The organism is Aeromonas sp. MdU4 (assembly GCF_041929505.1).
In the GTDB taxonomy this organism is placed as follows: Bacteria; Pseudomonadota; Gammaproteobacteria; order Enterobacterales; family Aeromonadaceae; genus Aeromonas.
On the sequence record NZ_JBHFMW010000001.1, the window covers coordinates 158,116 to 184,231 of the forward strand.

General features: G+C 56.6%; 25 protein-coding genes. 13 read left to right on the top strand and 12 right to left on the bottom strand.

Features of this window, described 5'->3' with window-relative positions; translation table 11 throughout:
* Nucleotides 1–247: 247 nt before the first annotated feature.
* The 6 genes from oppF to ACE1BR_RS00750 all read right to left on the bottom strand — a co-directional run bounded on the left by oppF (nt 248) and on the right by ACE1BR_RS00750 (nt 6,757).
* Entirely contained in the window at nt 248–1,243 is a 996-nt protein-coding gene (gene oppF / locus ACE1BR_RS00725; protein WP_374866687.1) for a murein tripeptide/oligopeptide ABC transporter ATP binding protein OppF, read from the bottom strand.
* Nucleotides 1,244–2,224, bottom strand: a complete 981-nt coding sequence (locus ACE1BR_RS00730; RefSeq protein WP_374866689.1) for an ABC transporter ATP-binding protein — start codon at nt 2,222–2,224, stop codon at nt 1,244–1,246.
* Nucleotides 2,225–2,278: 54 nt separating this feature from the next.
* Nucleotides 2,279–3,190, bottom strand: a complete 912-nt coding sequence (gene oppC / locus ACE1BR_RS00735) for an oligopeptide ABC transporter permease OppC (protein WP_374866691.1) — start codon at nt 3,188–3,190, stop codon at nt 2,279–2,281.
* Nucleotides 3,191–3,204: 14 nt separating this feature from the next.
* Nucleotides 3,205–4,125 carry an oligopeptide ABC transporter permease OppB gene (oppB, locus tag ACE1BR_RS00740; RefSeq protein ID WP_374866693.1) on the bottom strand — a complete coding sequence of 307 codons (921 nt, stop codon included), beginning with the start codon at nt 4,123–4,125 and terminating at the stop codon, nt 3,205–3,207.
* A 98-nt stretch (nt 4,126–4,223) separates the two neighbouring features.
* On the bottom strand, nt 4,224–5,843 hold the full coding sequence (locus tag ACE1BR_RS00745; RefSeq protein WP_374866696.1) for an ABC transporter substrate-binding protein: 1,620 nt from the start codon (nt 5,841–5,843) through the stop codon (nt 4,224–4,226).
* A gap of 278 nt (nt 5,844–6,121) precedes the next feature.
* Entirely contained in the window at nt 6,122–6,757 is a 636-nt protein-coding gene (locus ACE1BR_RS00750) for a YchE family NAAT transporter (protein ID WP_374866698.1), read from the bottom strand.
* Nucleotides 6,758–7,594: 837 nt separating this feature from the next.
* Between ACE1BR_RS00750 and adhE the strand changes: the two genes are divergently transcribed.
* Nucleotides 7,595–10,261, top strand: a complete 2,667-nt coding sequence (gene adhE / locus ACE1BR_RS00755) for a bifunctional acetaldehyde-CoA/alcohol dehydrogenase (RefSeq protein ID WP_374866700.1) — start codon at nt 7,595–7,597, stop codon at nt 10,259–10,261.
* Between the two features lie 181 nt (nt 10,262–10,442).
* Here the strand turns inward: adhE and ACE1BR_RS00760 are convergent, their stop codons facing one another.
* The 4 genes from ACE1BR_RS00760 to ACE1BR_RS00775 form a co-directional block, all read right to left on the bottom strand.
* Nucleotides 10,443–10,805 carry an NIPSNAP family protein gene (locus tag ACE1BR_RS00760; protein ID WP_374866702.1) on the bottom strand — a complete coding sequence of 121 codons (363 nt, stop codon included), beginning with the start codon at nt 10,803–10,805 and terminating at the stop codon, nt 10,443–10,445.
* Nucleotides 10,806–10,968: 163 nt separating this feature from the next.
* Nucleotides 10,969–11,709 (bottom strand): YebC/PmpR family DNA-binding transcriptional regulator, encoded by a 741-nt coding sequence (locus ACE1BR_RS00765; protein ID WP_033137210.1) that lies wholly within the window; start codon nt 11,707–11,709, stop codon nt 10,969–10,971.
* A gap of 102 nt (nt 11,710–11,811) precedes the next feature.
* Complete coding sequence (aspS, locus tag ACE1BR_RS00770; protein WP_374866704.1) at nt 11,812–13,578, bottom strand: aspartate--tRNA ligase; 1,767 nt, start codon at nt 13,576–13,578, stop codon at nt 11,812–11,814.
* Nucleotides 13,579–13,610: 32 nt separating this feature from the next.
* Nucleotides 13,611–13,862: an FmdB family zinc ribbon protein gene (locus ACE1BR_RS00775; RefSeq protein WP_005337686.1), complete on the bottom strand. Its 252-nt coding sequence runs from the start codon at nt 13,860–13,862 to the stop codon at nt 13,611–13,613.
* 162 nt (nt 13,863–14,024) lie between these two features.
* Here ACE1BR_RS00775 and ACE1BR_RS00780 point away from each other — a divergent pair, with 162 nt between their 5' ends.
* The 7 genes from ACE1BR_RS00780 (at nt 14,025) to ACE1BR_RS00810 (ending at nt 20,616) form a co-directional block, all read left to right on the top strand.
* On the top strand, nt 14,025–14,873 hold the full coding sequence (locus ACE1BR_RS00780) for a DUF72 domain-containing protein (protein ID WP_374866706.1): 849 nt from the start codon (nt 14,025–14,027) through the stop codon (nt 14,871–14,873).
* Between the two features lie 273 nt (nt 14,874–15,146).
* A complete protein-coding gene (gene cmoA / locus ACE1BR_RS00785; protein WP_374866708.1) occupies nt 15,147–15,893 on the top strand; it encodes a carboxy-S-adenosyl-L-methionine synthase CmoA in 747 nt (248 codons plus the stop codon).
* Nucleotides 15,890–16,867 (top strand): tRNA 5-methoxyuridine(34)/uridine 5-oxyacetic acid(34) synthase CmoB, encoded by a 978-nt coding sequence (gene cmoB, locus ACE1BR_RS00790; RefSeq protein ID WP_374866710.1) that lies wholly within the window; start codon nt 15,890–15,892, stop codon nt 16,865–16,867. The genes cmoA and cmoB overlap by 4 nt, the downstream gene beginning before the upstream one ends.
* A gap of 52 nt (nt 16,868–16,919) precedes the next feature.
* Nucleotides 16,920–17,708: an ATP-dependent zinc protease gene (locus ACE1BR_RS00795; protein WP_374866712.1), complete on the top strand. Its 789-nt coding sequence runs from the start codon at nt 16,920–16,922 to the stop codon at nt 17,706–17,708.
* A 3-nt stretch (nt 17,709–17,711) separates the two neighbouring features.
* Nucleotides 17,712–19,250, top strand: coding sequence for an inactive transglutaminase family protein (locus ACE1BR_RS00800; protein ID WP_374866714.1), 1,539 nt, complete (start codon nt 17,712–17,714; stop codon nt 19,248–19,250).
* Between the two features lie 3 nt (nt 19,251–19,253).
* Nucleotides 19,254–20,219, top strand: coding sequence for an alpha-L-glutamate ligase-like protein (locus ACE1BR_RS00805; protein ID WP_374866716.1), 966 nt, complete (start codon nt 19,254–19,256; stop codon nt 20,217–20,219).
* Between the two features lie 43 nt (nt 20,220–20,262).
* A complete protein-coding gene (locus ACE1BR_RS00810) occupies nt 20,263–20,616 on the top strand; it encodes a hypothetical protein (RefSeq protein ID WP_374866718.1) in 354 nt (117 codons plus the stop codon).
* A gap of 51 nt (nt 20,617–20,667) precedes the next feature.
* Here the strand turns inward: ACE1BR_RS00810 and ACE1BR_RS00815 are convergent, their stop codons facing one another.
* On the bottom strand, nt 20,668–21,270 hold the full coding sequence (locus tag ACE1BR_RS00815; protein WP_374866720.1) for a peroxiredoxin C: 603 nt from the start codon (nt 21,268–21,270) through the stop codon (nt 20,668–20,670).
* Nucleotides 21,271–21,415: 145 nt separating this feature from the next.
* Between ACE1BR_RS00815 and ACE1BR_RS00820 the strand changes: the two genes are divergently transcribed.
* The 4 genes from ACE1BR_RS00820 to ACE1BR_RS00835 all read left to right on the top strand — a co-directional run bounded on the left by ACE1BR_RS00820 (nt 21,416) and on the right by ACE1BR_RS00835 (nt 23,443).
* A complete protein-coding gene (locus tag ACE1BR_RS00820) occupies nt 21,416–22,324 on the top strand; it encodes a hydrogen peroxide-inducible genes activator (protein WP_374866721.1) in 909 nt (302 codons plus the stop codon).
* 174 nt (nt 22,325–22,498) lie between these two features.
* Nucleotides 22,499–22,945 (top strand): C40 family peptidase, encoded by a 447-nt coding sequence (locus ACE1BR_RS00825; protein ID WP_374866723.1) that lies wholly within the window; start codon nt 22,499–22,501, stop codon nt 22,943–22,945.
* A gap of 199 nt (nt 22,946–23,144) precedes the next feature.
* Nucleotides 23,145–23,270, top strand: a complete 126-nt coding sequence (locus ACE1BR_RS00830) for a hypothetical protein (protein ID WP_374866725.1) — start codon at nt 23,145–23,147, stop codon at nt 23,268–23,270.
* Nucleotides 23,267–23,443: a hypothetical protein gene (locus tag ACE1BR_RS00835; RefSeq protein WP_317102334.1), complete on the top strand. Its 177-nt coding sequence runs from the start codon at nt 23,267–23,269 to the stop codon at nt 23,441–23,443. Before ACE1BR_RS00830 ends, ACE1BR_RS00835 begins: the two co-directional genes overlap by 4 nt.
* Before the next feature lie 151 nt (nt 23,444–23,594).
* Here the strand turns inward: ACE1BR_RS00835 and dsdC are convergent, their stop codons facing one another.
* A complete protein-coding gene (dsdC, locus tag ACE1BR_RS00840; RefSeq protein ID WP_374866728.1) occupies nt 23,595–24,539 on the bottom strand; it encodes a DNA-binding transcriptional regulator DsdC in 945 nt (314 codons plus the stop codon).
* A gap of 223 nt (nt 24,540–24,762) precedes the next feature.
* Between dsdC and dsdX the strand changes: the two genes are divergently transcribed.
* A complete protein-coding gene (dsdX, locus tag ACE1BR_RS00845) occupies nt 24,763–26,100 on the top strand; it encodes a D-serine transporter DsdX (protein WP_275056501.1) in 1,338 nt (445 codons plus the stop codon).
* Nucleotides 26,101–26,116 lie beyond the last annotated feature (16 nt).

Consider the following 26,116-nt stretch of genomic DNA (forward strand, 5'->3'; position numbering starts at 1 on the left):
GAGCAGATACACCTTGCCTCTCGGCAAGGTCTCACTTACAGCCAATTTTCATCGACTGCCCGGCTGCCGGGTGCACTGCAGGAAATGGGTGCACCGTAATGACGACAAACCAGCGAGAAGTTACTCCCCTTGTTGCGCGGATAGTAACAGCGACAAAAGATAACGCCAAGAGGCATCTTCACGGCAAATCAAAAATAAATCGGGGCACCACCCGGGTGCCCCGTCATCTTCGTTTCAGCTTGCCCAATCAGAGCGGATCGACCTTGAGGCAGGAGACCGCGTGATCGAAGTTCCCCTCCAGCTGGGGTCGGGTCTTGGCACACTCGGGACCGGCCACCGGGCAGCGGGTACGGAACACGCAGCCGGAGGGCGGATTCATTGGCGAGGGCAAATCCCCTTCCAGGATCTGGATCACCTTGGTGCGCTCCAGTTCCGGATCCGGGATCGGCACCGCCGACATCAGCGCTTTGGTGTAAGGGTGCAGGGGGTTGGCGAAGATCTCCTTGCGAGTCCCCAGCTCAACGGCATTGCCCAGATACATCACCAACACCCGATCAGAGATGTGTTTGACCACCGACAAATCGTGCGCGATGAAGATAAGCGACAGCCCCATCTCCTTTTGCAGGGATTTGAGCAGGTTGACCACCTGCGCCTGAATAGAGACGTCGAGTGCCGAGACCGGCTCGTCACAGATGATCATCTTGGGTTCGAGGATCAGCGCCCGGGCAATCCCGATCCGCTGACACTGGCCGCCGGAAAACTCATGGGGATAGCGGTTGACCAGATTGGGCAAGAGCCCGACCTTGCTCATCATGGCCCGTACCTTCTCCTTCACCTCTTCCCGTGGCAAGTTGGGATAGAAGGTGATGAGCGGTTCAGCGATGATGTCACCGATGGTCATTCGCGGGTTGAGGGAAGCCAGCGGGTCTTGGAAGATCATCTGGATCTCTTTGCGCTTTTCGCGCAGGGCATTTTGGTCAAGCTTGGTGAGGTCGTCGCCAAGCCACACCACCTTGCCATCGGTAGCAGGCACCAGACCGATGATGGCACGGGCAAAGGTGGACTTGCCACAACCGGACTCCCCCACCACGCCGAGGGTTTCCCCTTCATACAGGCGCATGGTCACCCCATCGACCGCTTTGAGGTCGGACGGCTTGGCCCACGGCCACGCCTTGCCACTCTTGATACTGAAGTGAACCTTGAGGTCCGACACTTCCAACAGCAATTTCTTCTCGGCACCCATTTAGTTGGCCCCCTTGTTGATGGCATCCGACACCCAGTGACAAGCACGTTCCCGGCCGTCGTTGAACGGCATGAGGATCGGCGACTGCTGGCCACAAATCTCGCTGACCCGGTGGCAACGCTCCTGGAAGGGGCAGCCAGTGGGCAGACGCAGCAGGTTGGGCGGATTGCCAGGAATGGTGGGCAGCTCTTCCCCTTCGGTATCGAGACGGGGAATGGCGCGCAGCAAACCTTCGGTGTAGGGATGGCTCGGGCGATAGAAGATATCATCTACCTTGCCGTACTCCATGGTACGACCGGCATACATCACCAGCACCTTGTCACAGATACCGGCCACCACGCCAAGGTCGTGGGTGATCATGATGATGGCAGTGTTGAACTCGCGCTTGAGCTCGTTCATCAGGGTCATGATCTGGGCCTGCACGGTCACATCCAGCGCAGTAGTCGGCTCATCGGCAATCAGCAGCTGCGGCCGGCAGAGCAGTGCCATGGCGATCATCACCCGCTGACGCATGCCACCAGAGAACTCGTGGGGATACATCCCCATCCGCTTGCGCGCCTCGGGAATTTTCACCGCATCGAGCATCCGCACCGACTCTTCGAATGCTTCCGCCTTGCTCACCCCTTTGTGCAGCATCAGCACTTCCATCAGCTGATCCTTCACCTTCATATAGGGGTTCAGCGAGGTCATGGGGTCCTGGAAGATCATGGCGATCTTCTCGGAGCGGATCTTGTTGAGCTTGGACTCCGGCAGGTTGAGGATCTCGTCGCCCTGAAATTTGGCCGAGCCGGTAATAATGCCGTTTTTGGCCAGCAGGCCCATGATGGCAAAGGCTGTCTGGGACTTGCCAGAGCCGGACTCACCGACGATCCCCAGGGTCTCGCCCGCGGCGAGGGAGAAGTTGAGGTCGTTGACCGCCACCACATTGCCATCCGGGGTCTTGAACTCGACCCGCAGATCTTTCACATCCAGTAACTTCATATAAAAACTCCTTATCGATCTTGTGTGATGCTTTCCTGTCGATCCGATGCTCGATTAACGATCTTTCGGATCGAGGGCGTCACGCAGACCATCCCCGAGGAAGTTGAAGCAAAACAGGGTCACCACCATAAAGCAGGCGGGGAACAGCAGTTGCCAGATGGCCACTTCCATCGACTTGGAGCCTTCATCCAGCAGGGCACCCCAGCTGGTCATCGGTTCCTGAACGCCAAGGCCCAGGAAACTCAGGAAGGATTCAAACATGATCATGCCCGGCACCAGCAAGGTGGCATAAACAGCCACAATACCGAGTACGTTCGGTACGATATGACGGGTGATGATCTTCCACTTGGAGACGCCACAGACGTGGGCCGCCTCGATAAACTCCTTGCTCTTGAGGCTCAAAGTCTGGCCACGGACAATCCGCGCCATATCGAGCCAGCTCACCGCGCCGATGGCGATAAAGATGAGCGCCAGGTTACGGCCAAAGAAGGTCACCAGCATGATGACGAAGAACATAAAGGGGAACGCGTTGAGGATCTCCAGAATGCGCATCATCAGGCTGTCGACCCGTCCACCGATAAAGCCGGAAGCTGCGCCATAGAGAGTACCGATAATAACGGCCACCATGGCACCCATGATACCGACCATCAGCGAGATACGGCCGCCCAGCAGGGTGCGCACAAACAGATCGCGGCCCAAGCTGTCTGTGCCAAAATAGTGGCCCGCTTCCATATCTGGCGGCGACTGCATAGCGCCCCAGTCCGGATCGTCAAAGGTGTACTGAGAGAGATGGGGGCCGACGATGACCGCCAGACCAATGATGGTCAGGATAATCAGGCTGGTCAGGGCAGCCTTGTTACGCAGGAAACGGCGACGGGCATCCTTCCACAGGGAGCGACCCTCCACCACTTCCACTTGTTGCGCGAACGCCTCGACGGCTTCGCGTTTTTCAGTTGAAACAACCATGATGCACTCCCGAATTAGTAACGGATCTTGGGATCGATAAAGGCATAGAGAATATCGACCACAGCGTTAAAGGTGATGGTCAGGGCACCGACCAGAATGGTCAGACCGAGCACCATGGAGTAATCACGGTTAAGGGCACCGTTAACGAACAGCTGACCGATCCCCGGCAGGCCAAAGATGGTCTCGATCACCACAGAACCAGTGATGATGCCGACAAAGGCCGGGCCCAGATAGGAGACCACCGGCAGCATGGCCGGACGCAGCGCATGTCTCAGAATGATGTGGCGCAGCGGCAGACCCTTGGCACGGGCGGTACGGATGAAGTTGGAGTTCATGGTCTCGATCATGCTGCCACGCATGATCCGCGAGATGGCGGAGATGTAGTACATCATCATGCCAAACACCGGCAACACCATAAACTGGATGCCACCACCCTGCCAGCCACCGGCCGGGAACCAGCCAAGATGGATACTGAAGAACAGCACCAGCAGCGGTGCCAGCACAAAGCCCGGGATCACCACCCCGGCCATCGCCGACGACATCAACAGATAGTCGATAATGGTGTTCTGTTTCAACGCCGCTATGGTGCCGAAGGTCACCCCCAATAGCACGGCGAAGAAGAAGGCTGTGGTCCCGATCTTGGCGGATACCGGCAGGGCCTGACTCACCAGATCATTGACGGTGAAATCCTTGTATTTGAAAGAGGGACCCAAATCACCCTGCACCAGGTTGCCAAGATAATTGAGGTACTGCATCCCGATCGGCTTGTCGAAACCATATTTGGCTTCGATGTTGGCCATCACTTCGGGGGGGAGCGAGCGCTCGCTGGTAAAGGGGTTACCCGGGGCGAAACGCATCATGAAGAAGGAGACGGTGATCAAGACCAGCAGAGTCGGGATCGCTTCCAGTAGACGTTTAAAAATGAATTTCAACATAGACATTACCTGTCCTGAACTGCTTCCAAAGGGTCGCGGTTGTAATAAAGGCCCGCCGTCTGGCGGGCCCTGCTTGTTATGCGACGTGTAGCGTTAAATCAGTGAGCAATGATGTACATATCTTTGCTGTAGAGGTTATCCAGCGGGTTGCTCGGATACCCACCTACGTATGATTTGACCATTCGGGGTTGTACATACTGGTAAATGGGGATAATGGGCATGTCTTTGGCCAGAATTGCTTCAGCCTGGACATAGAGCTTGTTACGCGCATCCGCATCGACCTGATCACGAGAATCGGTCATCAGCTTGTCAAACGCCGGATTGGAATATTTGCCGTCGTTGTTGCCATGGGTGGTCTGCATCAGATCCAGCATGGAGGATGCTTCGTTATAGTCGGCACTCCAGCCGGCACGGCCCACATCAAATTGCCCCTGCTTCTTGGTCTCCAGATAGGTTTTCCACTCTTGGTTAACCAAACTCACTTCAGCGCCAAGTTTCTTCCACATGGAGGCCACCGCAACCGCCACTTTCTTGTGGTTGTCGTCGGTGTTGTAGAGCAGTTCGAATTTGAGCGGCTTGCTGGCGTCGAAACCGGCCTCTTGCAGCAGCGCCTTGGCCTTGGCATCACGCTCGGCCTGGGTCATCTTCGACCACTCGGGGGCAACAGGCTTGAAGCCATCGACATAGTCAGGGGTCAAGCCATAGGCTGGAGTTTGCCCTTGCCCCATCACCTTGTCGGCAATCACATCACGATTAACCGCATACGAAAGTGCGGTACGTACACGCACATCATCAAAGGGCTTCTTCTTGATGTTAAATTGGTAGTAGTAAGTAGAGACCAAACCTTCAACTTTCAGGTCAGCCGGATAATCTTTTTTGAGTTGCTTGAAACGTTCGATAGGGACGTTCCAAGTCATGTCTATTTCACCAGCCAAGAAGCGATTAAGTTCTGCGTTGGTAGACTGGATTGGAAGATAGGTAACCTTGTCAATCACCGTTTTCGAATCATTCCAATAGTTCTTATTGCGCTCCAGCTCAATCCGCTCGTTGACCACCCATTTCTTCAATGCATAGGCACCGTTAGAAATCATGTGCTCAGGTTGAGTCCATTTTTCGCCAAACTGCTCGATTACCTTCTTCGGTACCGGATAGGTAGTGGTATGAGAGAGCATGGTTACGAAATAGGGGATCGCCTTCTCCAGTTGCACTTCGAAGGTGTAATCATCAGCTGCTTTCACGCCAAGGGTATCTGCCGGTTTCTTGCCTGCGATGATCTCGGTCGCGTTGGCGATAGTCGGCATCTCCAGATACCAGGAGTAAGGAGAGGCAGTTTTGGGATCTACTGCGCGCTGGAAGGCATAAACAAAGTCGTGAGCGGTAACCGGATCCCCGTTGGACCACTTGGCATCTTTGCGCAGATGGAAGATGTAGTGTTTGTTGTCCTTGGTTTCCCAAGACTCTGCGACACCCGGTTTAACTTCTCCTTTGGGACCGGAAGAAACGAGCCCCTCAAACAGGTCCCGTAAAATAGCAGACTCAGGTGTTCCCTCAACTTTTTGCGGATCAAGGGTCGCAGGCTCCGAGCCATTCCCCTTTACCAGTTGCTGGACATCCGCCAGCTTGGTTCCCGCCGGGACATCGGCAGCTTGCGCTACGTTAATGCCACCAAACAGTGCAGCCATCAGTAATGTGTTAATAATTGTTTTTTTATGAGTCATTTCCATACTCCAACAAGAACATTCCATGCGTTCATTAAGTGACGGGGTTGAAACCCGCTCCCAGCATAATTCCCTGCCAATTGCGATAATGCAACATATATTGTTAGGGTAATCGGCCTTTCTTGGTCAAAAAGTAAGCTTTGGCGCTATTTTTTAATATTAAAACACCACCAGCATGCTCGCTTTTTATACAAACAGCCGATTCTAGAAAAGACAGGCTAAAAAGCAACCAATAAAAAGCCGGTCACGAGGACCGGCTTTCATAAAACAGACCTGGCTCACATCAGGCTGGGAAAAACCCCCTTGATCCCTGCCACCACAATCTCGATACCGAGTGACATCATGATAAGGCCCATGATCCGGGTAACTACGTTGATCCCGGTATTACCCATGATCTTGAACAGCAGCGGCGCGGCGCGAAAGATTAGCCAGGAGCAGAAAGAGAACGCGACGACAACGAGCGACATGCCGATCAGCTGCTGCCAGTGGCTCTGGCTGGCATAGACAATGACCGACGAAATGGCTCCCGGGCCCGCCATCAGCGGCAATGCCAGCGGCACCACGGCGATCGATTCCCGTACTGCCAGCTCACCCTTCTCCTGTTTGTTGTGCTTTACCTCGCCCAGCTTGCCCTGCAACATCGACCAGGCGATCAGGGTGATAAGGGAACCACCGGCGATACGAAACGACGCCAGCGAGATACCAAAACCATCGAGGATCAACTGCCCCACATACATGGAGACCAACAGGATCACCATCACCGCGATATTGGCGGTGGTGTTGGTCTTCATCCGTTCGGCCTGGGTGTGGTGGCTGGTCAGGCTGACAAAGACTGGCAGCAGACCGAGCGGGTTGATGATTGCAAACAAACCAACAAAAAACTTCAGATATAAAGAGACGTCAATTGCTGCCATAGGCGCCTTCCATAAGAGTGTCGAGCCCATCGGGCCGGTCCATTAATTTCGTGCGTAAATTTACATCATCGCCAAAGCAGGCACCAATCAAATAATCTCACCATTTTTAGGGGTTTTTAGTTAGTTCATCTAATGCATCGCCCCCGATTGACATAAACCTGTACCACAGCCAATTTCCCCGCTCATAGCCATCTGCTCATAAGACTATGACCCACCATCATGGTCATCTTGGCTGCTACCACTGACAAAGGACTCATCATTAGCCAGTGGGTGCGATATCGCAGGCAATCACTCTTTGTACAACGCCGCCCGGTATGAATTCCGCCAACCACCGGGAAAAGATGAAATTGGGGGAATATGGCAGAAACAACCCGCTTGGGACATAAAACGGGTTAGTCATGGATTAAAACAACAATCATTTTTGCAACAAATGCGGAAATAAAGTGCAGCTGTCGGTGATTCTGAAACCAATTCACTCATATTTGCTAACCATCGTGGTTCAAACAAGCCCGACAACAACCAGAAAACAGTAATTAACCATTTGATAAATGTGGTTTATTACCATCTTTTAACAAGCATCTTACCTTTCGCCGTGGCGCACATTCCGGTAACATTGGTCAAACAAGGATTGTGAAATAAAATTTCTTTTGTTCTTTTGTTACACATGATCCAGATCAAGTTTTTCTGAGTCACCCCCGCTCTATAATCGACTCAGAAAGCGATTTAGTAAGGCATGTGAAAAAGCTGTTGCAACGATACCGCCTTGACAGGGCGACTATAATTGCCGGGCATTGCCAACGTCTTACTAAACAGTTTTCAAATAATCAGGAGATAAACATGGCAGTAACCAATTTGGCTGAACTGGATGCACTGGTCGCCCGCGTTAAAGAAGCCCAGCGTGAATTCGCCAGCTTCTCACAAGAGCAGGTAGACAAGATCTTCCGTGCCGCCGCCCTGGCCGCCAACAACGCCCGTATCCCCCTGGCCCAGATGGCCGTGGAAGAATCCGGTATGGGTATCATCGAAGACAAGGTTATCAAGAACCACTTCGCCTCCGAATACATCTACAACAAGTACAAAGAAGAGAAGACCTGCGGCATTCTGAGCGAAGACTCTCAGATGGGCACCATCACCATCGCCGAACCGGTAGGTATCATCTGTGGTATCGTTCCGACCACCAACCCGACCTCTACTGCGATCTTCAAATCCATGATCGCGCTCAAGACCCGCAACGCCATCATCTTCTCCCCGCACCCCCGTGCCAAGAACTCCACCAATACCGCAGCCAAGCTGGTACTGGATGCAGCCATTGCCGCCGGTGCACCGAAAGACATCATCGGCTGGATCGACCAACCGTCCGTTGAGCTCTCCAACGCCCTGATGAAACACGAAGACATCAACCTGATCCTGGCCACCGGTGGCCCGGGCATGGTGAAAGCTGCTTACTCCTCTGGTAAGCCTGCTATCGGTGTGGGTGCCGGTAACGTGCCTATCGTTATCGACGAGACCGCCGACGTGAAACGTGCTGTTGCGTCCGTGCTGATGTCCAAGACTTTCGATAACGGCGTTGTCTGTGCTTCCGAGCAAGCTGTCATCGTGGTTGATGCCATTTACGACCAGGTTAAAGAGCGCTTTGCATCTCACAAGGGCCACGTGCTCTCCAAAGAAGATGCTGACAAGGTGCGTAAAGTCATCCTGATCAACGGTGCCCTGAACGCCAACATCGTTGGCCAACCGGCTACCAAGATTGCCGAGATGGCAGGCGTGACTGTACCGGCTGATACCAAGATCCTGATCGGTGAAGGCGCCAAGCTGTGTGCAGAAGATGAGTTTGCTCACGAGAAATTGTCCCCGCTGCTCGGTATGTTCCGTGCAAGCACCTTCGAAAACGCCGTTGATATGGCCTGTGACATGGTCAACATCGGTGGTATCGGCCACACCTCCGGTCTGTACACCGACCAGGACCGCAACGCTGACCGCATCAAGTACTTCGGCGACAAGATGAAGACTGCGCGGATCCTGATCAACACTCCGTCTACCCAAGGCGGTATCGGTGACCTGTACAACTTCGCCATGGCACCGTCCCTGACCCTGGGTTGCGGCTCCTGGAGCGGTAACTCCATCTCCGAAAACGTGGGTCCGAAGCACCTGATCAACAAGAAGACAGTCGCAAAACGGGCAGAAAACATGCTGTGGCACAAACTTCCGAAATCCATCTACTTCCGTCGTGGTTCCCTGCCGATCGCTCTGAGCGACCTGGAAGGTAAAAAGCGTGCCATGGTTGTGACCGACCGCTTCCTGTTCAACAACGGCTACGCCGATGAACTGGTCCGTCTGCTGAAAGCACAGAACATGGAAGTGGAAGTGTTCTACGAAGTAGAAGCCGACCCGACCCTGGCTGTGGTTCGCAAGGGTGCCGAGATGGCCAACTCCTTCAAACCGGACGTTATCCTGGCGCTGGGCGGTGGTTCACCGATGGATGCTGCCAAGATCATGTGGGTAATGTACGAGCACCCGAACACTGCGTTCGAAGATCTGGCCATGCGCTTCATGGACATCCGCAAGCGTATCTACAAGTTCCCGAAAATGGGCGTGAAGGCCGAACTGGTCTGTATCACCACCACTTCCGGTACTGGCTCTGAAGTCACTCCGTTTGCAGTAGTAACCGATGAAGTGACTGGTCAGAAGTATCCGCTGGCTGACTACGAGCTGACCCCGAACATGGCCATCGTTGATGCCAACCTGGTCATGGGTATGCCGAAGTCCCTGTGTGCCTTCGGTGGTATCGATGCCGTGACTCACGCCATGGAAGCCTATGTTTCCGTACTGGCTAACGAGTACTCCGATGGCCAGGCGCTGCAAGCCCTGAAAATGCTGAAAGAGTACCTGCCGTCCAGCTACCAGAACGGTGCCAACGACCCGGTTGCTCGCGAGAAAGTACACAACGCTGCTACCATCGCCGGTATCGCATTCGCCAACGCCTTCCTGGGTGTGTGCCACTCCATGGCTCACAAGCTGGGTGCTGAATTCCACATTCCGCACGGTCTGGCCAACGCCCTGCTGATCAGCAACGTGATCCGCTACAACGCCAACGACAACCCGACCAAGCAGACTGCGTTCTCCCAGTACGACCGTCCGCAAGCTCGCCGTCGTTACGCTGAAGTCGCTGACCACCTGGGTCTGACTGCTGCCGGTGACCGCACCGCTGCCAAGATCGAGAAGCTGCTGGCATGGCTGGACGAACTGAAAGCCACTCTGGGCATCCCGGCCTCCATCCGCGAAGCTGGTGTAGCCGAGGCTGACTTCCTGGCCAAAGTTGACCAGCTGGCTATCGAAGCCTTCGATGACCAGTGCACCGGCGCCAACCCGCGCTACCCGCTGATCAGCGAGCTGAAAGCCATCCTGATGGACACCTACTACGGCCGTCCGTTCACCGAAGGCGCTGCCGCTCCGGCTGCTGCCCCGGTTGAAACCAAGGCTGAAGGCAAGAAGAAGTCCAAGTAATCTCGCCTGAGTAGAAATAGAAAGCCCGCGCACTGCGCGGGCTTTTTTTATGGCTTAACCAGCCACACTCTGTTGCCTCTTCTTCATCACCAGGGAGCACGCAAAGCGGGCCTGAACGCGATAGCAAGAGCTTTGGATGGGAAATCCCCCCTCCCCTACACCATTTCACTGATGAAACAGTTCAGCCTCGAGTCGCTTCCACTTTGCAACAATACAAGGTGTGAAGCAGAGCATCGATAGCGGCTGACTCCATCGACACAACCGACATCACATTCACCTCAATGCTGTTAATGATCTCCTCTCTTGGCCCCTTGCGCCATGCATCACTTTGGTAAAACGCATGCAAAGAGCGCTCTCGCTGCTCAGGGCTCTCAAACGCTCGCACCAACAGATAGCAATCCGGATCATGGTCAGACTGGCCGTGCGTGACCACATCAATACCCGCCGCCTGATGTAAAGGCACACTGATATTCAGCATGATCTGATAAAACCGATTACCGGTACCTGATCGCAGGGTGTATTGGAGAAACTCGACGGTTTTCATTGCAGTACTCGCTCATCATCCAGCTACAAGGACACGCGGAAAGCCTGTTCGAGCTTTATCGCAAGGGATTGGGATAGAGGCTATGACCATGATTGTTGCACTTTTGCGACAATAAAAAAAATGGCAGCCATCAGGCTGCCATTGCAAGGAGTGCGATGGGCGATTACAGGGTCGCCGCCACTTCGTCGGAGATGGAACCGTTGTGGTAAACCTCCTGCACGTCGTCCAGATCTTCCAGCATGTCGATGAGACGCATCAACTTGGGTGCAGTTTCTGCATCCAGCTCGGCTTCGGTGGAAGGGATCATGGTCACTTCAGCGCTCTCGGCCTTGAAGCCAGCAGCTTCCAGACCATCCAGCACGGTACCGAAGTCGTTCGGGGTGGTATACACCTCGATGGAGCCATCCTCTTCGGTGACCACGTCATCGGCACCTGCTTCCAACGCGGCATCCATCAGGGCATCTTCGTCCACGCCAACGAAGGTCAGCAGACCTTTCTTGCTGAACAGATAGGCGACGGAGCCGTCGGTACCCAGGTTGCCACCGCACTTGCTGAAGGCGTGACGCACTTCAGCAACGGTACGGTTACGGTTGTCGGTCAGGCACTCGACCATCACGGCAGAGCCAGCCGGGCCGTAACCTTCGTATACGATGGTCTCGAGCTGTTCACCATCGCCACCACCGGCGCCACGCTGGATGGCACGGTTGATGGTGTCGCGGGTCATGTTGTTGGTCAGGGCGGCAGTCACCGCAGCACGCAGACGCGGGTTGTTGGCCGGATCCGGGTCACCAAGACGCGCGGAAGTGGTGATTTCGCGGATCAGCTTGGTGAAGATCTTGCCACGCTTGGCATCCTGAGCGGCCTTGCGGTGTTTGATGTTGGCCCATTTACTGTGACCTGCCATAGAGACTCTCCGTTATTTTTTAAATGTCAGTAACACTGATCATGACTAACCCAAGGGAAACACAGAGGCCGCACGACGGCGGCCTCCGGTGCCGGTATCGGCTTACTCGTCACCCTTGACGGTGGTTGCAATCGCCAGCTCGCCCAGTTGGGCGGCGTTGGCAAGGCTGGGGGCGTCTGTCATCAGACAGGCGGCCGCGGTCGTTTTCGGGAAGGCGATGACGTCCCGAATGTTTTCGGTGCCGGTCAGCAGCATGCTGAGGCGGTCCAGACCGAAGGCCAGACCGGCGTGCGGCGGGGTACCGTACTTCAGGGCATCCAGCAGGAAGCCGAACTTCAGGCGCTGCTCGGCCGGGGTGATACCCAGGATATCGAACACGGTGGACTGCATTTCGCTGTTGTGGATACGGACAGAACCGCCACCCACTTCGTAACCGTTGATCACCATGTCGTAGGCGTTGGCGTAAGCCGCCACCGGGTTGGCTTTCAGATCGCTCGGGCCCATGTTGCTCGGTGCGGTGAACGGGTGGTGCATGGCAGCCAGACCGCCTTCGCCATCTTCCTCGAACATCGGGAAGTCGATGACCCACAGCGGCTTCCAGCTGTTCTCCAGCAGACCCAGATCGCGACCCACTTTCAGACGCAGGGCGCCCATGGCATCGCAGACCACTTTCTTGGAGTCAGCGCCGAAGAAGATGATGTCGCCGTCAGCTGCGCCGGTACGGGCCAGGATCTCGCGCACGATCTCGTCAGAGAGGAACTTGGCAACCGGAGACTGCACGCCTTCGAGGCCGTTGGCCGCTTGGTTGACCTTCATCCAGGCCAGGCCCTTGGCACCGTAGATGCCGACAAACTTGGTGTACTCGTCGATCTGTTTGCGAGAGAGCTCGGCGCCGCCCGGGACTTTCAGGGCTGCCACACGGCCTTTCGGATCGTTGGCAGGGCCGGCGAACACGGCGAACTCGACGGCGGTCAGCAGATCTGCCACATCGACCAGCTCCATCGGCAGACGCAGATCCGGCTTGTCGGAGCCGAAGCGACGCATGGCTTCGTCGAAGGTCATGATCGGGAAGTCGCCCAGATCCACGTTCAGGATGTGCAGCCACAGCTTGCGGATCATCTCTTCCATCACTTCACGCACTTGCGGTGCGGTCATGAAGGAGGTCTCCACGTCGATCTGGGTGAATTCCGGCTGGCGGTCGGCACGCAGGTCTTCGTCACGGAAGCACTTGACGATCTGGTAGTAACGGTCGAAGCCGGACATCATCAGCAGCTGCTTGAACAGTTGCGGAGATTGCGGCAGAGCGTAGAACTTGCCTTTGTGCACACGGCTCGGTACCAGATAGTCACGGGCACCTTCCGGGGTGGCCTTGGTCAGCATCGGGGTCTCGATATCGAGGAAGCCGTGCTCGTCCATGAAGCGGCGTACGAAGGCGCTGGCCTTGGCACGGGTCTTCAGGTACTTGGCCATCTCGGGGCGACGCAGATCCAGATAGCGATACTTGAGGCTGATCTCTTCGCTGTTGACCTGGTTGAAGTCAAGGGGCAGCGGCTCGGCACGGTTGATGATGTTGAGCTCGTGGGCGAACACTTCGATGGCACCGGTGGCCATATCGCTGTTGCGCTGGGAGTCCGGACGGGTGCGCACCATGCCGGTCACCTGGATGCAGAACTCGCCACGCAGCTCGGAGGCCAGGGCGAATGCTTCCGGCTTGTCCGGATCGAAGAATACCTGAACGATCCCTTCGCGATCGCGCATATCGATAAAGATCAGACCGCCGAGATCACGACGACGATGAACCCAACCGCACAATGTAATGGTCTGCCCTGCATGGGCCTCATTGACCTGTCCGCAATAGATAGAGCGCATGGACTTCTTCCTTCGAAATTGTAGAGAGACGGTTAACCTTGGGCCGCCGGGCACGACTGGCAAGCACCGTCTGTCTCACAGCTGGCCAGATTCTTTTTCTTACCCGGTTTGAAATCAGTCTCGTACCATCCGGTTCCCTTGAGCCGGAAGCCTGCCGCCGATATCAGCTTGACCAGATTCGGCTTGCTACAGGCCGGACAGTCGGTCAGGGGGGCATCGGAAAGCTTTTGCAGTTTTGCCAATTCATGGCCACAGACGTCGCAACGATATTCGTAGATAGGCATGGGTCACAAGAAATTGAAAAACAAAAGGGCTGGCATTATAGAGGAAAACCCCCTTTTGGGTAAAATGGCCAGCAGCCTCCTTTCGCCAGTTTTTTGCACTCGATGGCAAAAAGTGGCAAAAAAACGGGCCCGAATTCACCAAGAGCAGAGAGAGACGTCGCCATGAGCCTCTATTTGGGCCTGCCGCAGTGGTCCCACCCCAGCTGGCCGGGCCAGTTGCTGGGCCTTGGCGCCAAGCCTGCCGAACACCTTGCCCACTACGCCACCGTGTTTAATTCGGTAGAGGGCAACACCACCTTCTATGCCCTGCCGACGCCCGATACGGTGCAGCGCTGGGCCGATGCAGTGCCTGCCGACTTTCGTTTCAACTTCAAGTTTCCGCAAACCATCAGCCACCAGAGCGATCTGGTGAGCGCAGACAAACAGGTAGCCGACTTTATCCGGCTGCTCGCCCCGCTCCACGACAAGCTGGGGCTGCTCACCCTGCAACTGCCAGCCCGCTTCGGGCCGGAGGGGTTGCCCCGGCTGGCGGCCTTTATCGAGCGACTGCCGCGGGCGTTTCGCTACGCTCTTGAGGTTCGTCACCCCGACTTTTTCGCCAAAGGCGACGCCGAACGAGCCCTGAACCGGCTGTTGATGGAGCAAGGAGTCAACCGGGTGATGCTCGACAGTCGCCCGCTCTTTTCGGTGCAAGCCTCGACAGCAGCCCTTGTTGATGCCCAGGGCAAGAAGCCGCGCCTGCCGGTACATCTGCTGGCCACCGCCAGAGCCCCCATGGTGCGCTTTATCGGCCTGCCGGATCCGGCGGCCAACCACCCCTTCCTGCCGAGCTGGCTCCCCCACTGGCGCCAGTGGCTGAGCGAGGGCAAGGATCTCTACCTCTTTATACATACCGCCGACAACGCCCAGGCACCGGAGCTGGCCCGCCAGATCACCCGTTTGCTGGGAGAGGAAATGGCCCCCTGGCCGGGGGAAAACGATCGCGCACGGCAGGGAGTGCTGCCCTTTTAGCCAGTGCATTCTCAAGCCCGCGGCGTATGGTAAAAATTCCGCTTTTTTGTGGCGAGGCAAGCCTTGGCGTCAAGACAAACGGCCATCAATCCTCTACACTAGCGCCCCAAGTAAGGGTCCGGAACATGGCCCATACGAACGGGATCGGTCCAAAGGATTTCACGACCAGCCACCCCGTTCGTAAACAGGTGATAAATCTACTCTGATGGGTATCACCCAACGACTCAATTGAACAATACAGCCGGTATCCCCCGACTGTCAGGTTGCGCCAGCATGCAGACCAAAGACCAAATTTTTGCCGCCCCGATCGCCCGATTGGGAGACTTCTGTTTTGACGAACAGGTCGTCGACGTATTTCCCGACATGATCCAGCGCTCGGTGCCGGGTTACAGCAACATCATCTCCGCCATCGGCATGATGGCCGCACGCTACGCCCAACCCGAGAGCCGGCTCTATGATCTGGGCTGTTCACTGGGCGCCGCCACTCAGGCGATGCGCCGTCATATCAGCCAGCCCGGCTGCCGGATCACCGCGGTGGATCTCTCCCACCCGATGATCGAGCGCGCCCGCGCCCACCTCTCCGGTTTCAAATCCGAAGTGCCGGTGGAGCTGGTGGAAGCGGATATCTGTGACATCGAGATCGAGAACGCCTCCGTGGTGGTGCTCAACTTCACCCTGCAGTTTGTCGAGCCCGAGAAACGGGCTGCCCTGATCCAGCGCATTCACGACGGTCTGCGCCCGGGCGGGATCCTTATTCTGAGCGAGAAGTTCCGCTTCGAAGATGAGCCGGTCAACGATCTGCTCATCGAGCTGCACCTCGATTTCAAGCGGGCCAATGGCTATAGCGAGCTGGAGATCAGCCAGAAACGTACCGCCCTGGAGAACGTGATGCGCACCGACAGCCTGGAGACTCACCACGCCCGCCTGCGCGACGCCGGTTTCATCCATCAGGATCTCTGGTTCCAGTGCTTCAACTTCGGCTCCATGATTGCCATCAAATCCAGCGACGCCCAGCCATGATCGACTTTGCCAACTTTTATCAACTGATCGCCAAGAACCGGCTGAGCCACTGGCTGCATACCCTGCCCGCCCAGCTGCACGCCTGGCAACACGATAACCAGCATGGCGATCTGCCGCGCTGGAACCGCGCCCTCAACAAGCTGCCGGTCGTTGCGCCCGGTCAGGTCGAGCTGCACAGACGGGTCGAGATAGGCTCCCCTGAGAGCCTGAGTGAGGGAGAGCGCAAAAAGGTTGAGAGCCTGCTGCGCCACTTCATGCCCTGGCGCAAGGGGCCGTTCACCGTGCACGGCATCCACATCGATACCGAGTGGCGCTCCGACTGGAAGTGGGATCGGGTGCTGCCCCATATCAGCCCGCTGGCAGGCCGTTACGTGCTGGATGTGGGCTGCGGCAGCGGCTACCACCTCTGGCGCATGGTCGGTGAAGGGGCCAAACTCGCGGTCGGCATCGACCCGAGCCCGCTGTTTCTCTGCCAGTTCGAGGCCATTCGCCACTTTACCGGCGGTGATCAGCGCGCCCACCTGTTGCCACTCGGCATTCAGGAGCTGCCGGAGCTGCGGGCATTCGACACCGTCTTCTCCATGGGGGTGCTCTATCACCGCAAATCCCCCATCGAGCACATCGAGCAGCTGCGCAATCAATTGAAAGATGATGGCGAGCTGGTGCTGGAGACGCTAGTGGTCGATGGCGGGGTCAATGAGGTACTGGTGCCTACCGATCGTTACGGCAAGATGCGCAACGTCTGGTTTATCCCCTCAAGTAGCGCCCTCAAACTGTGGGTCGAACGCTGCGGTTTTACCGACGTGCGGATCGTAGACGAGAATATGACCAGCACCGACGAACAGCGTCGTACCGACTGGATGATTAATGAATCCCTGAGTGATTATCTGGACCCAGACAATCCGGCACTCACGGTTGAAGGATACCCGGCGCCAAAACGTGCCGTACTGATTGCCCGCAAGGCCAAAGACTAGCCGATGGCGATTCAGGAAGTTACACTGACCCAATTCCAGGAAGCACAGTTAAATGAATGACATGAAAAGCAAATTAAAAGGAATGACCCTGCTCTCCCTGCTTAGTCTCGGCGGGTGTGTCAATATGGAAAAAGCGCCTCAGGTTCCTGCTCTGACACTGGCCGAGCTTCGTAGCGAACTTAACCAGAGCGAACAGCGCCTGCAAACATCCATGGAACAGCAACAGAAGCAGTATGTGCAGCAACAGCACCTGCTGGTTCAGCTCAACACCGATGTGACCAATATGAAAGAGTCAGTCAAGCAAGTAGACAACAAACTCGCCACCCTGCCCGTCGAGCCCCCCAAGCCAATGGCCGTGCCAACCGATAAATGCCCGGCACCCAATCAGGGCCACACCCTGGACGGCAAGCTGATGGTCGGTGAAGCGGAGTGGATCTGGGTCGATGCCGCCAACGACGCTTTCCAGGCGCGGGTCGACACCGGTGCCACCACCTCCTCCATCAGCGCCCAAGAGATCACCATTTTCGAGCGCAATGGCAAAAACTGGGTGCGCTTCTTCCTGAGCCATCAGGATGTGGATGACAAGATCCAGATCGAAGCCCCGCTGGTACGCCACGTGCGGGTACGTCAGGCCTCTGCCGACGATCTCGACCGCCGTCCGGTGGTGCGTTTGGCGGTGCGGATCGGCGACATGACCGAGAAGGCCGAATTTACCCTGAAAGATCGTAGTGACATGGCCTTCCCCGTGCTGCTGGGCCGTGAATTTTTGAAAGATATCGCCGTGGTTGATGTGGCCCGCGAATATATCCAACCCAAACCCAAGCTCAAGGATGTGAAATAATCCATGGTTTCCCGTAAGCCGTTCTATTTGCTGGTAGCCCTGCTGTACATTGTCGGCCTGGGGATGACGATCTATCACCACATCGCGTTGGACGTACCGCTGACGCCCGGTGAAAAGCGCCAGATCTGGTCTATCGAAGCCAAGCTAGAGTTCGAGGCGACCGGTGATCCGGTGATCGCATCGTTGGCCATTCCCGGTACCCAACCCGGCTTTACCCTGATGAACGAGAACGCCGCCAGCCCCGGTTACGGTCTCTCCTTCGTCGAGAAGGATGGCGATTCCCGCGCCGAGTGGTCGATCCGCAGCGCTTCCGGCCGTCAGGAGCTCTACTACCGCGTCGACATGATGGCGGATGTTCATGCCAAACCGGCCGCCAATCCGCAACCGCCCGCCATCGAGAAGCAGATCGAGAGCGAGCCTTACGCCACCGCGATGAAGCAGATCCTGGAACGCGCCCAGGAGCGCTCCGCCGACGGCTACACCCTGACTCGCGAGATCATCAAGGAGATCGGGAAGCAGGAGCAGAACGCCGAACTGCTGAAAAAGCACAAGAGTCGCGCCAACCTGGTCGCCGAACTGCTCAACAATGCCGATGTGCCAACCCGCGTGGTCCATGCCCTGAATCTGGAAGATGGCCGCCGTCGTCAGGAGCTGGTGGACTACCTGCAAGTATTCAACAGCCCGACCGACTACAAGCTGTTCAACCCGCAAACCGGTGAACAGGGTCGTCCCGCCAACCTGCTGCTGTGGGAGTACAACTCCGGCGCGCTGCTGGACGTAACCGGTGGTCACAACTCCCGCGTCAGCTTCTCGATGATCGAGCAAGAGCAGCCGGTGAGCGTGGCGCTGGCCCAGAAGTTTGAAAAATCAGAGATGATGAACTTCTCCATCCACAGCCTGCCGCTGGAAGAGCAGACCCTGTTCAAGGGCTTGCTGCTGATCCCCATTGGCGTGCTGATGGTGGTATTCCTGCGGGTCATCGTCGGTATCAAGACCTCCGGTACCTTTATGCCGGTGCTGATCGCGGTCGCCTTTATCCAGACCCAGCTCATCACCGGTCTGGTCGGCTTCCTGCTGATCGTCGGCACCGGTCTGGTGATCCGCTCCTATCTGTCGCGGCTTAACCTGCTGCTGGTCGCCCGAATATCCGCGATCATCATCATGGTGATCTCGATGATCGGTATTTTCTCCGCCTTTGCCTTCAAACTGGGGCTGACCGATGGCATGAAGATCACCTTCTTCCCGATGATCATCCTCTCCTGGACCATCGAGCGGATGTCCATCCTGTGGGAAGAAGAGGGCCCGAAAGAGGTATTCCGCCAAGGGGGGGGGTCTCTGCTGGTGGCCGTCATCGCCTATCTGGCCATGGATAACGAACTGATCCGTCACCTCACCTTCAACTTCCTCGGCCTGCAGCTGGTGCTGATGGCGACCGTGCTGTTGATGGGTAACTACACCGGCTACAAGCTGAGCGAACTGAAGCGCTTCAAACCGCTGGTAGACGAGATCAAATCGGGTGCCACTCCGGGTAAGGACAAGTAACAGATGTGGTTCTGGGAAAAGTACACCACCCCGTGGAGCCTGTCGCAGGCAGGCATCCTCGGTATGAACAAACGCAACCACTCCTATATCAGCCGCTACAATCCGCGCAGCCTCTACCCGCTGGTGGATGACAAACTGCAGACCAAGCGTATCGCGCTGGATGCGGGCGTCACGGTGCCGGAATTGATCGGCACCATCCGCGCCCAGCACGATGTGGGCCGCATCACCGAGCTGGTCAAGGATTGGCCGGGTTTCTGCATCAAGCCGGCACGGGGTTCGGGCGGCAAGGGGATCCTGGTGATCCTGCGTCAGGAAGATGGTCTCTTCTACAAACCCAACGGCAGTGCCAGCAACGGTCAGGATCTGGAGCGCCACGTCTCCAACATTCTGGCGGGGCTCTATTCGCTCGGCGGCAAGCCCGACGTGGCGCTGGTAGAAGGCCTTATCAACTTCGATGATGTCTTTGACGGCTACTCGTTCGAAGGGGTGCCCGATGCCCGGGTGATCATCTTTAAGGGCTTCCCGGTGATGGCGATGATGCGCCTCTCCACCTCGGCCTCCGATGGCAAGGCGAACCTGCACCAGGGTGCTGTCGGTGTGGGTCTGTGCCTGCGTACCGGTCGCGCCCTGCGGGCGGTGCAGTTTGGCAATCCGCTGCGCCACCATCCGGATACCGGCCTCGACCTCTATGAGCTTCAGGTGCCCCACTGGGATACCTTGCTGACGCTGGCGGCCTCCTGCTACGAGATGTCGGGTCTGGGTTATATCGGTACCGACATGGTGCTCGACAAGTTCCGCGGCCCCATGCTGCTGGAGCTCAACGCCCGCCCGGGCTTGGCCATTCAGATCGCCAACGGCCGTGGTCTGGTGCCCAACCTCAAGACCATCGAGAAGCTGGGTCAGGTGAAGATGAACGTCGAGCAGCGAGTCAACTTCGCCAAGGAACACTTCGGGATCTTTGACGAATAGTCCTGCTCCCCTGTCCAGAGCGCGCCCATGGCGCGCTTTTTTTATGACTATTTTCCTCTATCAAGCCAGCCTCGAGCCATCGCCAACAACGCGCTGCGGCGACCCATTCCTCGCCGATGCGGGCAAAAGCGGACGACGGTATCACATGCCCCTCGCATCTCTGCCTCTCTCAGGGCATGACCAGTCCAGCCTAGATTATTGCAAATTGTGGGCGATAAACTTTCTGACTGTTGCACCTGTGAAACAAGATGGCAATCCGCGCAATACTTTGCTCATCAAGGCCAGAGAGCATTCACCATCCGATCCACTGCCACCAGTCGGCAGATCCGGCATGTCACATAAGCAACGAGAGATCAGCGCGCCAATGAAAGCAGCAAGACAGGAATTGCGAGCATAAAAAAAACCGATGCCAAGGCATCGGTTTTTCATTATCCGGTATACAACCCGATTACAGGGAAGCAGCGTTCTCGGACAGGTACTTGGCAACGCCATCCGGAGAGGCGGTCATGCCTTTTTTGCCTTTTTCCCACTGAGCCGGGCACACTTCGCCGTGCTCTTCGTGGAATTGCAGGGCGTCGACCATGCGCAGCATCTCGTCGATGTTGCGGCCCAGCGGCAGATCGTTGACAACCTGGTGACGAACGACACCGTTCTTGTCGATCAGGAAAGAGCCACGGAAAGCAACGCCCGCTTCCGGATGCTCAACGTCATAGGCTTTGCAGATCTCGTGCTTGATGTCAGCAACCAGCGGGTACTTGACCGGGCCGATGCCACCATCTTCGATCTTGGTGTTGCGCCAGGCGTTGTGGGAGAACTCGGAGTCGATAGAGACACCGATAACTTCCACACCGCGCTTGTTGAACTCTTCCAGACGGTGATCGAAGGCAATCAGCTCGGACGGGCAAACGAAAGTGAAGTCGAGCGGATAGAAGAACAGGACGGCAGCTTTGCCTTTGATGTGGGAAGAGAGGTTGAAAGAGTCAACGATCTCGCCATTGCCCAGAACAGCAGCGGCGGTAAAATCAGGTGCGGGACGGCCTACCAATACCATATTCAATTCCTCTTGATGTGAAGTGAACAATCCAGTCAGGATTGGGCTACCTAGAGCCAAGTCCATCTAATTCAAGCGACAAACTATAGACCCGATGGTAGATTAGTAAATCAAATTAAATAGATAGCGTTAATCGGGTTTTTCTATGCAACGTTGGCCCAGCCTCAAACAGCTGCAATATCTGGTCGCTCTCGACGAGCACAAAAATTTCAACCGCGCCGCCAAGGCCTGTCATGTCAGCCAGTCGACCCTGAGTACCGGGATCCAGACACTGGAGGAGATGATGAACCTGCAACTGGTGGAGCGGGACCACAAGAGCTTCATTATGACCCCTGTCGGCATGGAAATCGTCGAGCGGGCTCGCAATTTGCTCTCCGATGCGCGAGATCTGATGGAACTCGGCCTCAATCAGGGTGGGGTGATGCAGGGCACGGTGCGGCTCGGCTGCATCCCCACCATTGCCCCCTTCCTCCTGAGCAAGCTGCTCAAAGAGTGCAGCAAGGCCTATCCCGAGCTGGAACTGCTACTGCGGGAAGACACCACCAGCAATCTGCTCAAGCAACTGGAGCAGGGGCAGCTCGACCTACTGATCCTCGCCCTGCCCATCGAGATCGGCGGCTTTCACTGCAAGACCGTCGGTCAGGACCCGTTCCACATGGTGATGCCCGCCAGCATGGCGGCTGGCCTGCACACCCCGTTCGACTACAAGGAGCTGCCCAACCAGAGCATCTTCCTGCTGGAGCGGGAGCACTGCCTCACCGAGCATGCGGTGAGCGCCTGTCGCCTGCGGGACAAGAGCAAGATCAACCCGTTCGCCGCCACCAGTCTGCATACTCTGGTGCAAATGGTGGAGGCCGGGCTTGGCACCACCTTCCTGCCGCAGATGGCGATCGACGCCGGTATTCTCGACAACTCCGATCTGGTCGCCATCCCGCTGCCCGGTGAACACCCCTACCGCGAGATCGGGCTGGTGTGGCGCCCCAGCACCACCCGGGTGCAGACCTTCTACAAGCTGGCGGAGCTGCTCAAACCGTTGATCAGCCCCGTCTCCTGACACCAGACCCCAAACGCCAGCCACCGTGCTGGCGTTTTTTTGCAACAAAACGACCATTTTTGTCACATGTAGCTAGGTATCTGACCAATACCTTGTTTATGATGGAAAAGTTGTCGTGCCGAACGTGTCCTGTTACACCTGTTTTGCCACGTTTGTTCTGGAGAATGTGCCCCGATGTACCGTCCGTTGCTGCTCATCCTGCTGACCCTGCTGCTGGCCGCCTGTTCCAGTACGCCGGAGCCGCCTGCCCCGCGCCAGAGCAGTGCATTTGACGGTTTCTACCAACAGTGGCGTGGTGTCCCCTACCGGATGGGCGGTGCCAGCCGTGCTGGCCTCGACTGCTCCGCCTTCACCCAACTCGCCTATAGCCAGGTGCTGGGGGTCAATCTGCCAAGAACCACCGAATCCCAAGCCAGTATCGGCCAACCGGTGGATCGCTACCGGTTGCAGCACGGTGATCTGGTCTTCTTCAAGACCGGTTGGCAGCAATATCATGTTGGGGTCTACACCGGGGCCGGTGAGTTTATCCACGCCTCCACCAGCAAAGGGGTGATCCGCTCCCGCCTCGACAATGTCTACTGGAACAGTCGCTACTGGCAGGCGCGCCGTCTGACCCTGTAACGGGTCATATGGCTGCTCGCTGCACAAGATTGACTCCGTCAGAGTCCGTCAATCCTTGTCGTTATCTCGGGACGTACACCTGCGCTTATAACTCAATTGGCCCCACAGCCTGCATATCACACCATTTTGTGATAAGGTGGTGGCCAATTTTTAACACTTTCGCGCTTTTCGCACGCGCTAACTGTCTGAATTGATAGTAATGGCCGTACTGAAGATGCCAACTCGCCAGATTGCACGGCAAAAGTGGACTGTGGTGCAACACCCCGGACGGGTTGCCCGCAGCGGCAGTATCAAGGGTGAAATGGATAAGGAGATCGAGCAATGAAACAGTATCAAAGCTGGCTGGGGCAATACCTGATGAGTCGTCGTGATGGTGACCATGCCATGGCATGCGAGATGGCAAGCTCCATCTGCGAGTTCTGGCAGCAACAGGGGGATGACACCGAACTGGACAAGTGGCAGCAGATTTACCAAAACCATCTGGAAAAGACCACCTGATACCGACCGTCGCCTTGCTGCCAGCCATCAGGTCATGGCAGCAAGGCGACAAGCCACTCTGGTTCTGGCCATATTGCCCCCCGCCAAGCCCGCCACCTTCCCCGCAGCATCAGCGTTTTCGTCAATCAAAAAGCGGTAATGCCAGCCTTGTTCATCCCATCTCCCCGGCCATTCCCTGTGCCCAGTCGATAAAAGCCTGGATCTTGGGGCACTCGCGGTTGGGCAGGGTTGCCATGTAGTAACGCTGCTCACACTTGACCTCCCGTCCCGGAAAGGGAGCCACCAGTTCGTTGCGCGCCAGCCGCTTGCTCACCAGATTCTTGCGCCCCATGGCGACCCCGGCGTGATTCATGGCGGCGATGATGGCGAGATCCGAGCGATCAAAGCCCATGCTCAGCTGACACGCCTCAAGAGTGACCCCCGTCTGGCGGGCCCAGCTGCTCCACTCATCGGTATCGGAGTCAAATCCCCACGCCTGCCGATCATGGAGCAAACGACACTGGGACAAGTTGACGGGATTGCCGGTTAGCCCGTGCTGCTCGGCATATTCCGGGCTGCAGACTGGCAGCATGTACTCATCCATCAGCGGATGGATAGCGAGTCGCTCCGGGGTTTTCCCATCAAAATAAAGAGTTAAATCAATACCATATCCGTGCAGATTGATGTTCTCGTTGCCGGTGATGATATTCAACTCGATCTGCGGGTAGAGCCGGGAGAAATCCGCCAGCCTGGGCACCAGCCAGCACTGGGCGATGGAGGGGCGCGAATAGATGGTAAGGGTACCGGAGAGCTCCTGATTTTTGATCTCCAGGATCTCCTGATTGATGAACTCCAGCGAGGATTTGAGCGCCCAGAACACCCGCTGCCCCTCCGCCGTCAATACCACCTTGCGGTGAAAGCGCTCAAAGAGCTTAAACCCCAACTCCTCTTCCAGCGCACTGATCCGGTGACTGACGGCACTGGGGCTGAGTGACAGTTCATCGGCCGCCATAGCAAAAGATCCATAACGGGCTGCCGCCTCAAAGGTATGCAACTTGGCCAGCTGGTACCCGCTCAGCAGCTTGTTGCGCGATATGTAATTATCCCCGCGATACATTCATCCACCTCTCTGCAATAGCAGCCGATGATACACCCGCCAACCACTCTTTAGGGTTCACACATGAGAACCAAAAGATGCAATTTCGATGAGATGTGACGAATGTGGCACTTTTGCATCAACTCAGCTCATCCAACTGACGGATTTCATCATTTGTCAGGGAACCGCCAATTTCATTCAATAGTGCATAATCAATCACATATAACAGATGTCGAGGCGCAGTATGAGTTCAGAATTGTGGGTCATCGCAACATTGCTAAGTAGCATCATTCTTATCGTGGTCACCATAGTAAAGGGCAAGATCCACCCCTTTCTTGCCCTGTTGCTGGCCAGCTTCTATGTCGGCACCCTGATGGGGATGAACCCCCTCAAGATGGTCAATGCCATGGAAGAGGGCATTGGCGGCACCTTGGGCTTTCTCGCCGCCGTCATCGGCCTTGGCACCATACTCGGCAAGATGATGGAGGTGTCTGGCGCGGCGGAACGCATCGGTCTCGCCCTGCAACAGTGCCGCTGGCTCTCACCCCAGGTCATCATGGTGCTGGTGGGTCTGGTGTGCGGCATCACCCTGTTTGTCGAAGTCGGCGTGGTGCTGCTTATTCCGCTGGCCTTCTCCATCGCCCGCAAGACCAGAACCTCGTTGCTGACCCTGGCCATTCCGCTCTGTACCGCCCTGATGGCCGTGCACTGCATCGTGCCGCCTCACCCTGCCGCCCTCTATGTCACCAATCAGCTGGGTGCCGATATCGGTTCCGTCATCGTCTATGGTCTGGCGGTGGGCCTGTTTGCCTCACTGGTGGGCGGCCCGCTGTTCCTGAAACTGCTGGGCAAACGGGTACCGTTCAAGGAGGTGCCAGCCGCCTTTGCCGACATCAAGGCCCGCGATGAAGCAACTCTCCCTACCTTAAGCGCCTCGCTCTTCACCGTGCTGCTGCCCATCCTGCTGATGCTGGCCAAGACGGTTGCCGAACTCAACATGGATCACGCCAGCCACCTCTATGTCGTGCTGGAGTTTATCGGCAACCCCATCACTGCCATGTTTATCGCCGCCTTCACCGCCTACTACGTGCTGGGGATCCGCCAGCAGATGAAGATGGAAGGGCTGCTCGGCAAGACCGAGGAGTGCTTCTCCTCCATCGCCAACATTCTGCTCATCATCGGGGCGGGTGGTGCCTTCAACGGGGTACTCAAGGCAAGCGGCCTGGGCGATAGCCTGGCCACCATCCTCTCCCAGCTGGATATGCACCCCATTCTGCTGGCCTGGCTGGTCGCCATCGTGCTGCACGCTGCCGTAGGCTCCGCCACCGTTGCCATGATGGGTGCCACTGCCATTGTCTCCCCCATCATGGTGCACTACCCGAACATCAGCCCGGAGATCATGACCCTGGCCATCGGCTCAGGCGCCATTGGCTGCACCATGGTGACCGACTCCCTGTTCTGGCTGGTCAAACAGTATTGCGGTGCCACCCTGAACGAAACGCTCAAGTACTACACCACCGCCACCTTTGTTGCCTCCCTGATGGCACTGGCCGGTACTTTCCTGCTCTCCTATATCGTGTAACAAGACCGAGAACCCT